The following is a 12475-nucleotide window of genomic DNA, read 5'->3' as shown; positions in this document are numbered from 1 at the left end:
GGCGGCTGCTGATTGGCGGCACCGCGTCCGTAGTTGTGCACCGAAGCGTTATGAGCGGGTGCGGCAGAACTCATCCCCTGCGCTCTCCCCTCGCGCTCGTCCGACTCGTCCCCGAGGAACTCCACATGTCAAGGATGCGGCATAGCGCGGGAAACGGTTGCGTACGGGCGTACGTTGGCCCGTGCCCCCCGCGGCCCGAGGGGCGGACGGGGGGCACGGGCCACTGGTGTCAGCGGACCAGGCCCCAGCGGAAACCGAGCGCGACGGCGTGCGCGCGGTCCGAGGCGCCGAGCTTCTTGAAGAGGCGGCGGGCGTGCGTCTTGACCGTGTCCTCGGAGAGGAAGAGCTCCCGGCCGATCTCGGCGTTGGAGCGGCCGTGGCTCATCCCTTCGAGCACCTGGATCTCCCGGGCGGTGAGCGTCGGCGCGGCGCCCATCTCGGCCGAACGGAGCCGGCGCGGGGCGAGCCGCCAGGTCGGATCGGCGAGCGCCTGGGTGACGGTCGCGCGCAGCTCGGCGCGCGAGGCGTCCTTGTGCAGATAGCCGCGGGCTCCGGCGGCGACCGCGAGCGCGACCCCGTCCAGGTCCTCGGCGACCGTGAGCATGATGATCCGGGCGCCGGGGTCGGCGGAGAGCAGCCTGCGCACCGTCTCGACACCGCCCAGGCCCGGCATGCGCACGTCCATCAGAATCAGGTCGGACCGATCGGCTCCCCAGCGGCGGAGGACTTCCTCGCCGTTGGCCGCGGTCGTGACGCGCTCGACACCTGGCACGGTCGCGACCGCGCGGCGGAGCGCCTCTCGGGCAAGCGGGGAGTCGTCGCAGACGAGGACGGATGTCATGACCGTCCTCCGCAGCTGATGCGCGTCACCTTGGGCCTCCAGGCTGGGTACATATCGTCACCTGTGCGATTGACGCTCGCCGGACATCTGCCCGATCGCTCGTTCTCTCAACCGCCTCGCACATTCAACGACGGTCACTCGAAAGAGTTACGGGTCGGACGGTCGGGTTCGACACTCCCTGTGAGGGTCCGCATACAGAGAAGTGCGTCGGGGACCGTGCGGCCTTCACTCAGAGCTATGCCCCATTTAGCGGCTTTTCTTCACTATTGCTGGTGTCTGTGACTAGATTTGCAATGAGTCATATTTACATCTACTTACATAGTAGATGTACCGTCGTGAGCACCGGCGCGGGCAGCGCGTCGGGCTCCCACCCGGCGTCCAAGCGGCCCGTATCCGCCTCAGCACGGTTACAAGGGGACATGAGCAATGGCAGATTTCTCCCGCCTTCCCGGACCGAACGCAGACCTGTGGGACTGGCAGCTCCTCGCGGCTTGCCGTGGTGTCGACAGTTCGCTCTTCTTCCATCCGGAGGGGGAAAGGGGCGCGGCACGGAGCGCGCGTGAGAACTCGGCGAAAGAGGTGTGCATGCGGTGCCCGGTACGCGCGGAGTGCGCCGCGCACGCGCTGGCGGTACGGGAGCCGTACGGCGTATGGGGCGGGCTGACCGAGGATGAACGCGAGGAGCTGATGGGGCGCGCGCGCACCCGCCTGATCACGGCATCGGCGCCGGGCCCGGGTGCCGGCCCGGAAGACAACACGAGCGACTGACGACCGAAGAAACGTTCCTGCACCCTCGCCGCGAGGTCGGAGCGGCATGCCCGCGTGCCCGGCGGTGAGCGTGCGGGCCCTGACGGCGGCTGACGGCCGGCTCGTGACGGCGGGCTCCGGCGCCCCGCTCGGCCGGTTCCGACGGCAGCAGTCACGGGTGGGCCGTGGACGGACCGCACGGAGACCGTGGGCACGTCGTGCGAGGGACCCGCGTCGAGACGCGGCGCCGGACGCGGGGTCAGCGGGCCGCGGCCAGGACCAGTTGGTCGAGCGTCGCCGCCACGGCCGGCACCTGCGCCAGATCCGGCAGGGTCAGCGCGACGATCTCCCGGTGCACCGACGGCTCGACCATGAGCGTCCGCACCCCCTTGGGACGTACCGACTCCAGAGCCAGCTCCGGCAGCACCGCCACCCCGAGCCCCGCCGCCACCAGGCCCATGACGGCCGGATAGTCGTCCGTCGCGAAGTCGATGCGGGGCGTGAAGCCCGACTCCTCACAGACCTCGACCAGTTGCCCGCGGCAGCGCGGACAGCCCGCGATCCACGGCTCGTCGGCCAGATCGCCGATCGCGGCCTTCCCCGCGTCCGCGAGCCGGTGCCCCTCCGGCACCAGGCCGACGAGCCGGTCCACCAGCAGGGGGCGCACGACCAGGTCGTCCCACTCCGAGGCGGAACCGCCGTACCGGAATGCCAGCGCCACATCGCAGTCGCCGTCCCGCAGCATCGCGGCGGAGTGGGGCGGCTCGGCCTCGACGAGCGAGACACGGGTGCCCGGATGGGCGGCGCGCAGGGCGGCCAGCGCGGTGGGGACCAGGGTGGAGCTGCCGCTCGGGAACGACACCAGCCTGACCCGACCGGCCCGGAGCCCCGCGATGGCGGCGATCTCCTCCTCCGCCGCGGTGAGCCCGGCGAGGATGCCCGCCGCGTGCCGCACGAGCACCTCACCGGCCTGGGTCAGCCGCATCTCCCGGCCGGTACGGACGATCAGCGGGGTCCCGGCGGACGCTTCGAGCGCCTTCATCTGCTGGCTGACGGCCGGTTGGGTGCAACCCAGCTCGCGGGCAGCGGCGGAGAAGGAACCGGTGGCGGCCACAGCGCGCAGGACTCGGAGATGACGGGCTTCGATCACCCCGCAACCATAAGTGACTCTTGGGGATGCCGAGGAGTAATGGATAGATGGTTTGAGGACCGTACGGATACGGATAGCGTGCCGTCATGAGACTTCTGACCGTGAATGTGGGGCGGCCGAAGGCCGTGGACTACACCGACGCCCCGGGTGGCGTCACGGCGATCGACAAGCGGCCGGCCGACGGTCCCGTACGGGTGGCGGATCCCGGGGCCAAGGGCGAGGGCGCGAGCGGGGTCGGCGGCGACACGGTCTGCGATCTGCGCCATCACGGCGGGACGGACCAGGCGGTGTACGCGTTCGCCCGCGAGGACCTGGACTTCTGGGAGCGGGAGCTCGGCCGGCCGCTGGCCAACGGCGCCTTCGGCGAGAACCTCACCACGTCCGGCCTGGACATCACCCACGCGAAGATCGGCGAGCGCTGGCGGATCGGCCCCGACGTGGTGCTGGAGACGACGAGCGGGCGGATTCCGTGCCGGACGTTCCAGAGCTGGCTCGGCGAGAACGGCTGGGTCAAGCGCTTCACGCGGCAGGCCGTCACCGGCGCGTATCTGCGGGTCATCACCCCCGGCGAGATCCGTGCGGGCGACGCGATCGAGATCGTCCACCGCCCCGATCACGAGGTGACGGTGGCCATGGCCTTCCGGGCCGTCACCCTGGAACGGGAGCTGCTGCCCCGGATCCTCGCCGCGGGCGAGGCGCTCCATCCCGAGGAGCGGAGAACGGCACGGGAGTACGTCGCCCGGCACGACGAGCACACCGGATCCCCGGCGGTGAAGTAGCCCCGACCTGGGGCTCGTTGGTGGCGGAATACTTCACGCCGGGGACCTCTCGTCCGGATCATGCCGGGCTCGCGTGCCCTGGTACCGCACCTCGCCGCGTTGTCGTCAGTCGCCGACGCTCCGCGTGGACTCCTTCCTCCGCCTCGCGATGCACAGCACCAGACCCCGCTCACCGTTCCGGCCTGATCCAGACGAAAGGTCCTAGGGGACATCCCCGAGAGTGACGGGTGTGGAGTCGGGGGCACCTGAGGGTGGCCCCCGATGACTCAGGGTGCGGCACACCGCCACGCTGAGTACATGTCTGGCTTCAAGCGCGTCCTCATCATTCTCGCGTCTGTCGCGACCGTCCTCGCCCTGGCAGTCGGCGGCGGCGCTCTCTGGCTCTATTCCGGCGCCAAGGTGTCCACGGTCGGCCGGGGGGATTTCCGCAATGAACTGGCCGTGCCGCCACTCGCCGAATCGACCGTCACGGCGGACGGCACCCGCGTCTTCGATCTGAGGATGCAGGCCGGCGAGACGGAATTCCAGGACGGCCAAAAGACCCCGACCTGGGGATTCAACGGCAGTTATCTGGGGCCCACGCTGCGCGCCGAGCGCGGTGAGAAGGTCCAGGTGCGGGTGAGGAACACACTGGCCGAGGCGTCCAACGTGCACTGGCACGGAATGCACCTGCCCGCGACGATGGACGGCGGCCCCCAGCGGATGATCGCGCCGGGCACGACCTGGTCGCCGTCCTGGAAGATCACCCAGCCGGCCGCGACGCTCTGGTACCACCCGCATCCGATGGGCGAGACCGAGGACCACGTACAGCGGGGCCTGGCCGGGATGTTCATCCTCGACGACACCGCGTCCCGTGCCCTCGCGCTGCCCGACACGTACGGGGTGAACGACCTGCCGGTCATCGTCCAGGACACGAAGTTCGACGGGGCGCGGTTCGTCCACGCCCACGGATTGACCCGGACCGTGGGATTCCTCGGGGACCGGACCATGGTGAACGGCACCCTTGACCCCTACAAGGAGGTCGGGGACGAGCGCGTACGGCTGCGCCTGCTGAACGCCTCGACCGCCCGCACCTACGACTTCGGCTTCGACGACAGCCGCGAGTTCTCCCTCATAGGCACCGACGGCGGACTGCTGGAGAAGGCCGCCGCGACGGACCGGATCCAGCTCTCGCCGGGTGAGCGCGCCGAGATCGTGGTGCGGGTCAGGCCCGGAGAGCGCACCGTGCTGCGCAGCTATCCCCTCGACATAGGCCAGGACTTCTACAACCAGCGCTTCAACGGGGGCGACGACACCTTCGACATCCTGGAGTTGCGGGCCAAGAAGCAGCTGCGCCGGTCGCCCGCGCTGCCCACGGCGCTCGGGAAGCCGGAGGTGCCGGACGGCTCGCACGCCGTGCGCGGCCGGTCCTTCGACCTGGCGCTGCCCGGGATCAACGGCCACAAGATGAACATGGGCCGGGTGGACGAGACGGTCACGCGCGGTACGACGGAGATCTGGACCATCCGGAACAACAACGGAATGCCGCACAACTTCCATATACACGGCCTGCAGTTCACGGTCCTGTCGGTGAACGGACGGGAGCCCCGGCCGGCGCTGCGCGGCGCGAAGGACACCGTCTTCCTGCCGAGCGGTACGACGGTGAAGCTCGCGATGCGTTTCGACGGGCCGGCCGATCCCGATACTCCGTACATGTACCACTGCCATCTGCTCTCCCACGAGGACCAGGGAATGATGGGGCAGTTCGTGGTCGTGGAGAAGGGGCGGAAGGCGGGCCGTCCGGCCGCCACCCACACGCATCAGGGCCACTGACACAGGCGCTAACGTGCCGCGTATGACGACTGCTTTGATTACGGGCGCGACCGCGGGGATCGGTGCCGCCTTCGCGCGGCGGCTGGCGGCGGACGGGCACAACCTCGTCCTCGTGGCCCGCGACACCGAGCGCTTGCAGGACCAGGCCACCGAACTGCACGACCGGCACGGCATCGAGGCCGAGGTACTGACGGCCGACCTCTCCACCGACAGCGGGATCGAGTCGGTGGAGAGGCGGCTCTCGGACCGCAGGCAGCCGGTCGATCTCCTGGTGAACAACGCCGGGTTCGGCAACAAGGGACGTTTTCTCGATGTCCCGATGTCCGACGAACTGACCATGCTGAAGGTGCACTGCGAGGCGGTGCTGCGGCTGACCTCGGCGGCGGTCACCGGGATGACGGCGCGCGGGCGGGGCGGGGTCGTCAATGTGGCGTCGGTGGCCGCGTTCCTGCCGCGCGGGACGTACGGCGCCTCGAAGGCCTGGGTCGTGCAGTTCACCCAGGGCGCGGCCCGGGACCTGACGGGGACGGGGGTACGGCTGATGGCGCTGTGTCCTGGCTTCGTACGGACCGAGTTCCACGAGCGGGCCGGAATGGGGACGGACAACATCCCGGGGTGGATGTGGCTGGACGCGGACAAGCTGGTGACCGCCGCGCTGGCGGACCTGGCGCGCGGCAAGAGCGTGTCCGTGCCGGACCCCCGCTACAAGGCGCTGATGGGCGCGGTGAAGCTGGCACCGCGCGGGCTGCTCGGCGGGATCACGTCGAAGACGGGGCGCAAGTACGGCCCCCAGTAGGCACCGGGACCGAGCCGGGCATAGGGGGGTGTCCGACGGCCCGACCCGCGGCGACACTGGAAGGCCGGTCTCACCGCCGACAGCGTCACGTGACGCGCAAGGAGCCTGAGTTCTCCCATGCACCACGCCACCACCGACCGCCGGCCGCCCGCACTGCTCGTCATGGGCCCCGGGATAGCGGACCGGCTGCTCGACCACGGCCACCGGGCCCGGCTGACCGGCCTCGTGCGCACCGATCCCGCCCTGGTCGCCCATCAGCTGTCCGACCCGGTGCCCGCCGTCGCCGCCGCCCTCGCCGACGCCGAACTGCTCCTCACCTGCTGGGGCGCACCGCCCCTGACCGCCGCCGTCCTCGCCGCCGCGCCGCGCCTGCGGGCCGTCGTCCATGCCGCGGGCAGCGTCAAGCACCACATCACCGACGCCTGTTGGGAGCGGGGTATCCAGGTCACCTCGGCCGCCGCCGCCAATGCCCTCCCGGTGGCCGAGTACACGCTCGCCGCCATCCTCTTCGCGGGCAAGAACGTCCTCGGCTCCGCCCAGCGCTACCGGAATCTGCGCACCCACCACGACTGGCACGGGGAGCTCGACCGCTCGGGCAACTACCGCCGTACGGTCGGTGTCGTCGGGGCCTCCCGCATCGGCCGCCGCGTCATCGAGCTGCTGCGCCCCTTCGACCTCGATGTCCTGCTGTACGACCCGTACGTGGACGGCGAGGCGGCCGCCGCGCTCGGCGTCGCGTCCGTGTCCCTCGACGAACTCTGCGCCCGCAGTCAGGTGGTCTCGGTCCACGCGCCCCAGCTCCCGGCCACCCGTCATATGATCGGCGCCGCGCAGCTGGCCGCGATGCCCGACGGCTCGACCCTGATCAACACCTCGCGCGGCTCGCTGATCGACGAGAACGCGCTGCTGCCCGAGCTGGTCTCCGGCCGGATCCGCGCCGTCCTGGATGTGACGGATCCCGAACTGCCGGCCGTCGACTCACCCCTGTACGACCTGCCGAACGTGCTGCTGACCCCGCATGTCGCGGGCTCCCTCGGCGGTGAGCTGCACCGGATGGCCGACCAGGCGCTCGACGAGGTGGAGCGCTTCGCGAAGGGGTTGCCCTTCGCCGACCCTGTACATCCCTCGGCCCAGCACCTCTCCGCGTGACCCGGCGGCGAGCCCGACCTGGGCGACAGGCCTGACCCGGCGGCGGGCGCGCCCCGGCGGCCTGCCTACCCGCCGCGGTGGCCTGCCCGCCCTGGCCCGGCGGCCTGCGGGAGCGAACGCACCGAGGCCCGGTGCCCCCGTCGCGGGGGCACCGGGCCTCGGTGCGTTCAGCTACCTGCCGTTGCGCGGGCTACGAGCCTCAGTGGCTGTGGCCGTGGCCGCCGTGGCCCTGCTCGGGCTCCTCCTCGGTCGGCTTCTCGACGACCAGGGTCTCGGTCGTGAGCAGCAGCGACGCGATGGACGCGGCGTTCTCCAGCGCGGAGCGCGTGACCTTGACCGGGTCGATGACGCCGGCCTTCACCAGGTCGACGTACTCGCCGGTCGCGGCGTTGAAGCCGTGACCCTTGTCCAGCTCCGACACCTTGGAGGTGATGACGTAGCCCTCAAGACCGGCGTTCTCGGCGATCCAGCGCAGCGGCTCGACGACGGCGCGGCGGACGACCGCGACACCGGTGGCCTCGTCGCCCTCCTTGCCGAGGTTGCCCTCCAGCACCTTGGCGGCGTGCACCAGAGCGGAGCCACCACCGGAGACGATGCCCTCCTCGACCGCGGCGCGGGTCGCGGAGATGGCGTCCTCCAGACGGTGCTTCTTCTCCTTGAGCTCCACCTCGGTGGCGGCACCGACGGAGATCACGCACACGCCGCCGGCCAGCTTCGCGAGGCGCTCCTGGAGCTTCTCACGGTCCCAGTCGGAGTCCGTGGACTCGATCTCGGCCTTGATCTGGTTGACGCGGCCGGCGACGTCGGCGGAGTTGCCGCCACCGTCGACGATGGTCGTGTCGTCCTTGGTGATGGTGACGCGGCGGGCCGAGCCCAGCACGTCCAGACCGGCCTGGTCGAGCTTGAGGCCGACCTCCTCGGCGATGACGGTGGCACCCGTGAGGGTGGCGATGTCGCCGAGCATGGCCTTGCGGCGGTCACCGAAGCCGGGGGCCTTCACCGCGACGGCGTTGAAGGTGCCACGGATCTTGTTGACGACGAGCGTGGAGAGCGCCTCGCCCTCGACGTCCTCGGCGATGATCAGCAGCGGCTTGGAGCCACCCGCCTGGATGACCTTCTCCAGCAGCGGGAGCAGGTCCTGGATGGAGGCGATCTTGCCCTGGTGGATCAGGATGTACGGGTCGTCGAGGACGGCCTCCATACGCTCCTGGTCGGTCACCATGTACGGGGACAGGTAGCCCTTGTCGAAGGCCATGCCCTCGGTGAAGTCGAGCTCCAGGCCGAAGGTGTTGGACTCCTCGACGGTGATGACACCGTCCTTGCCGACCTTGTCCATCGCCTCGGCGATGAGCTCGCCGACCTGCTGGTCCTGCGCGGAGAGCGCGGCCACGGCGGCGATGTCGGACTTGTCCTCGATCGGGCGGGCGGTCGCGAGGAGTTCCTCGGACACGGCCTTGACCGCGGCGTCGATGCCCTTCTTCAGGGAGGCGGGGGAGGCGCCGGCGGCGACGTTGCGCAGGCCCTCGCGGACCAGCGCCTGGGCCAGCACGGTGGCGGTGGTGGTGCCGTCACCCGCGATGTCGTTGGTCTTGGTCGCCACCTCCTTCACCAGCTGGGCGCCGAGGTTCTCGTACGGGTCGTCGAGCTCGACCTCGCGGGCGATCGTGACACCGTCGTTGGTGATGGTGGGGGCGCCGAACTTCTTGTCGATGACGACGTTGCGGCCCTTGGGGCCGATCGTCACCTTCACCGTGTCGGCAAGCTTGTTGACGCCGCGCTCAAGGGCGCGACGGGCGTCCTCGTCGAACTTCAGGATCTTCGCCATGGGAGCTTCTGTGTCCTCTCAAATGAACAGCGCCCCCGTCCGCCCGGCGTTCGCAGGGGGGCCGAGGGCGCTGTTCAGAAAAGCGATCTAAGTGGTGAACTACTTCTCGATGATCGCGAGCACGTCGCGAGCCGAGAGGACGAGGTACTCCTCGCCGCTGTACTTCACCTCGGTGCCGCCGTACTTGCTGTACAGAACGACATCGCCGACGGAAACGTCGAGCGGAAGACGCTCGCCGTTCTCGAAACGGCCCGGGCCCACGGCCAGGACGACGCCCTCCTGGGGCTTCTCCTTGGCAGTGTCCGGGATGACCAGGCCAGAGGCCGTGGTCTGCTCGGCGTCGAGCGGCTGGACCACAATGCGGTCCTCGAGCGGCTTGATGGCAACCTTGGTGCTGGCGGTCGTCACGATCCGACCTCCCCCTTCGGAGATCTCACGGGGTTAACTGTCTAGGTGGCGACCCAGGTGGTTCCGTCGTCGCGGGAGCCGGACCTGCCTGTTGTCGCGCATTGGCACTCTCCAGTGGGGAGTGCCAGGTCTGAGACTATGACCGCGATTAGCACTCGGTCAAGCGGAGTGCCAATTCACGTCGGCGTGGCGGTTCGGATCCGCTACGGGAACGCGTCCATGGCGACCCGGATTCCGGCACCGGAACGCGGCCACGGGGGCCCGGATTCCTTGCGGCGCCAGACCCCCGGCGCACCCGCCCGCGCGGCGCCAGGCCCCCCGGCGCACCCGCCACCGGCCGGAACACCGGCAGCGGGTGCGCCCTGTCTCACACGTAGTCCTCCAGCCTGGCCACGGCGTACCCCTTGTCCGTGATCAGCTTCATGACGTACCGGATCATGTCGGGCATGGAGCCCTTCCACTCCCCGCGCCCACGGAAGTGCGTGAGGATGATGTCGCCGGGGTGGAGGTCGCGGTCCCACTCCCGCCAGTCCATGTGGTCGGTGAACGCCTCGGCCGACCACAGCGGCACGGCCTTGATCCCGCACTCCTTGGCGATCCGCAGGGTGTCGCCGTTGTAGTTGCCGTACGGCGGACGGAAGAGCGTGGGCCGCTTCCCGTACCGCTTCTCGATCTTGTCCTGCTGGTCGCAGATCTCGTGCTTCTGCTCCTCGTACGACAGCCCCGGCAGGTAGGGGTGGTGGAGGGTGTGGTTGTTCAGGGAGACGCCGCGCTTCTGCATCTGCTGGAAGTAGCCGTAGTTGTCGCTGATGACGTAGTCGCTGAGGAAGGCGCTGTACGGGATCTTCAGCTCGGACATCATCCGCAGCAGTTCGGGGTCCTTCTCGGAGCCGTCGTCGATGGTCAGGAAGACGACCTTGTCCTTGACCGGGACGGTGGTGAAGACCGGCGGCAGGTCCTCGTCCTCGGCGCCGTCGATCTCGAAGCCCTTGCGGTTGGTGATCACCGGCTTGACGGCGGGCGGCGGGGGCGCGGCCAGCGGGGTGCCGGCGAGCTTCCATTTCCTGGCGGCGACGGCGCGGGCGGCCTGGACCTGGCGCAGCTTCTCGGCGTAGGCGGCGAGGGCGCCGCCCGGGCCCGCCTGTTGCTGCTCGGGCCGGCCCTTGACCTGCCCCTTCGCTTGCCCCTGCGCCTGCCCCTGCGCCTTGGCCTCTCCGCGCGCCCGGGCCGAGGGCGCCACGGCCGCCGCGCCGCCCTGCTCCTGCCCGGCGGCGGGCTTGGCGGCCGACGGATCGGCTGCCGTGGGAGGGGCGGCGGAGGGTCCGGCCGGAGCATGTGCGGCCGGACCTGACGACTCCGTGCCGCAGCCGGAGCCGATCGCCGCGACCAGGAGGGCGGCGAGAACCACGCGGGTGCGCCTGCCGTTCTTCCGCGTTCCCTTTGTCATCATTTTTTCGTTTTGTCGTACTAGTTGCATGGCGCCGCATCCTGTCAGTGCGGAGCACCCGCACCCGGCCGACACCTCCGTGCGACGCGTACCGTCCCCCGACTGGCTCACAATGGGCCGGGTGACCGACCGCGTTCCCTCCCCCGCCCCCGCCCCGCTGCTCGCACCGCTGCTCTCCCCCGAGGGCCAGGCGCTCCTCGCCGAACTGCGCGACCACGACCCCGCGCGGGAACTCGCCCTGGCCACCCGGCTGCGCCGCGACCACCCGGCCGAGCTGGTCTCGGCGGCGCTGGCGCAGGCACGGCTACGGCAGCGCGGCGTGGCGAAATTCGGTGCGGACGACGCGCACCGCATGTACTTCACCCCGAACGGCGTGGAGCAGGCCACCCGCTCCACGGTCGCCGCCTACCGGGCCGCCCGGTTCCATCAGCTCGCCCCTGAGCCCCCGGAGACGACGGCTGCCACGGACACGACGGCTGCCACGGCGAGTGCGGAGACCGGCCGGCGGGTCACCGACCTCTGCTGCGGCATCGGCGGCGACGCGATCGAGCTGGCACGCGCCGGCTTCGCCGTGCGGGCCGTCGACCTGGACCCGCTGACCTGCGAGATCGCCGCGACCAACGTGCGCACCCTGGCGCCCGGAGCGCCGCCCATGACCGTGACACGCGCGGACGTCCTGGAGTACGACCTCTCCGGGGCCGAAACCCTCTTCATCGACCCCGCGCGGCGTGGCGGCCGGGGCAGGATCTTCGATCCGGAGGCGTACTCACCCCCGCTCTCCTGGGCGATCGACGCGGTCCGCCGGGTCGGTGCCGGCGCCGTCAAGATCGCGCCCGGGATTCCGCACGAGCTGGTCCCGGACGATTTCGAGGCGGAGTGGATCTCGGACGGCGGCGACGTCAAGGAAGCGGTGCTCTGGCACGCGGGTGACCGTGTACGGAATCACGCACGGAATCACGCACGGAATCACGCACAGGATCACTCACGGGAGCACGCACCGGGTGACGAGCGGGGCCACGAACAAGACCCCGGCCGGGCGACCGTCGTCCCCGGCACGCGCCGCGCCACCCTCCTCCCCTCCGCCGCCACGCTCACCGGCCGTGGCCTCCCCGATCCGCAGGTCCGCGCGGTCGGCCGCTTCCTGTACGAGCCGGACGGCGCCGTCATCCGCGCCCATCTGGTCGCCGAGGTCGCCGAGGAGCTGACCGGCGGCCTGATCGACGAGACGATCGCGTACATCACCGCCGACGAACTGCGCCCGACCCCGTACGCCACCGCCTACGAGATCACCGATGTACTGCCGTTCAACCTCAAGAAACTCAAAGCCCTGCTGCGCGAGCGCGAAGTCGGCATCCTGACGGTCAAGAAGCGGGGCTCGGCGGTCGAACCCGAGGAACTGCGCCGCCGCGTGAAGCTCAAGGGCCCCCACGCGGCGACGGTTTTCCTCACCCGGGTAGCCGGCGCCCCGACGATGCTCCTCGGTCACCCGGCGCACCTCGGTCACCCGGCGTAACAGGAAGC

Annotated in this window: 11 protein-coding genes; 6 read left to right on the top strand and 5 right to left on the bottom strand. The window is 70.4% G+C overall.

What is annotated here, in order from left to right:
* Positions 1 to 229: 229 nt before the first annotated feature.
* Positions 230 to 841, bottom strand: coding sequence for a response regulator transcription factor (locus ACIBAE_RS03265; RefSeq protein ID WP_003948568.1), 612 nt, complete (start codon positions 839 to 841; stop codon positions 230 to 232).
* A 426-nt stretch (positions 842 to 1267) separates the two neighbouring features.
* Between ACIBAE_RS03265 and ACIBAE_RS03260 the strand changes: the two genes are divergently transcribed.
* The gene (locus tag ACIBAE_RS03260; protein WP_399282064.1) at positions 1268 to 1609 is read left to right on the top strand and encodes a WhiB family transcriptional regulator; all 342 of its coding nucleotides are present in this window, start codon (positions 1268 to 1270) and stop codon (positions 1607 to 1609) included.
* Between the two features lie 238 nt (positions 1610 to 1847).
* On the opposite strand, the gene ACIBAE_RS03255 is transcribed toward ACIBAE_RS03260, so the two are convergent.
* Positions 1848 to 2738: a LysR family transcriptional regulator gene (locus tag ACIBAE_RS03255; protein WP_399282063.1), complete on the bottom strand. Its 891-nt coding sequence runs from the start codon at positions 2736 to 2738 to the stop codon at positions 1848 to 1850.
* 86 nt (positions 2739 to 2824) lie between these two features.
* On the opposite strand from ACIBAE_RS03255, the gene ACIBAE_RS03250 reads away from it, so the two are divergent.
* From ACIBAE_RS03250 to ACIBAE_RS03235, 4 genes are all read left to right on the top strand, one after another.
* On the top strand, positions 2825 to 3517 hold the full coding sequence (locus ACIBAE_RS03250; protein ID WP_399282062.1) for an MOSC domain-containing protein: 693 nt from the start codon (positions 2825 to 2827) through the stop codon (positions 3515 to 3517).
* Positions 3518 to 3814: 297 nt separating this feature from the next.
* On the top strand, positions 3815 to 5329 hold the full coding sequence (locus ACIBAE_RS03245; RefSeq protein ID WP_399282060.1) for a multicopper oxidase family protein: 1515 nt from the start codon (positions 3815 to 3817) through the stop codon (positions 5327 to 5329).
* 22 nt (positions 5330 to 5351) lie between these two features.
* A complete protein-coding gene (locus ACIBAE_RS03240; RefSeq protein ID WP_399282059.1) occupies positions 5352 to 6125 on the top strand; it encodes an SDR family NAD(P)-dependent oxidoreductase in 774 nt (257 codons plus the stop codon).
* A gap of 117 nt (positions 6126 to 6242) precedes the next feature.
* Complete coding sequence (locus tag ACIBAE_RS03235) at positions 6243 to 7274, top strand: hydroxyacid dehydrogenase (protein WP_399282058.1); 1032 nt, start codon at positions 6243 to 6245, stop codon at positions 7272 to 7274.
* Positions 7275 to 7473: 199 nt separating this feature from the next.
* Here ACIBAE_RS03235 and groL read toward each other — a convergent pair whose 3' ends face one another.
* The 3 genes from groL to ACIBAE_RS03220 form a co-directional block, all read right to left on the bottom strand.
* Positions 7474 to 9099, bottom strand: coding sequence for a chaperonin GroEL (groL, locus tag ACIBAE_RS03230; protein ID WP_399282057.1), 1626 nt, complete (start codon positions 9097 to 9099; stop codon positions 7474 to 7476).
* 99 nt (positions 9100 to 9198) lie between these two features.
* Positions 9199 to 9507, bottom strand: coding sequence for a co-chaperone GroES (gene groES, locus ACIBAE_RS03225; protein ID WP_023539274.1), 309 nt, complete (start codon positions 9505 to 9507; stop codon positions 9199 to 9201).
* Between the two features lie 367 nt (positions 9508 to 9874).
* Complete coding sequence (locus tag ACIBAE_RS03220; protein ID WP_399282056.1) at positions 9875 to 10954, bottom strand: polysaccharide deacetylase family protein; 1080 nt, start codon at positions 10952 to 10954, stop codon at positions 9875 to 9877.
* Between the two features lie 112 nt (positions 10955 to 11066).
* On the opposite strand from ACIBAE_RS03220, the gene ACIBAE_RS03215 reads away from it, so the two are divergent.
* Entirely contained in the window at positions 11067 to 12467 is a 1401-nt protein-coding gene (locus ACIBAE_RS03215; RefSeq protein WP_399282554.1) for an SAM-dependent methyltransferase, read from the top strand.
* Positions 12468 to 12475: the final 8 nt, after the last annotated feature.

The organism is Streptomyces sp. NPDC051569, from assembly GCF_044454085.1.
Classification (GTDB): Bacteria; Actinomycetota; Actinomycetes; order Streptomycetales; family Streptomycetaceae; genus Streptomyces.
The sequence above is the reverse complement of the archived record's forward strand: the minus strand, read 5'-3'. Positions and strand labels throughout refer to the sequence as shown.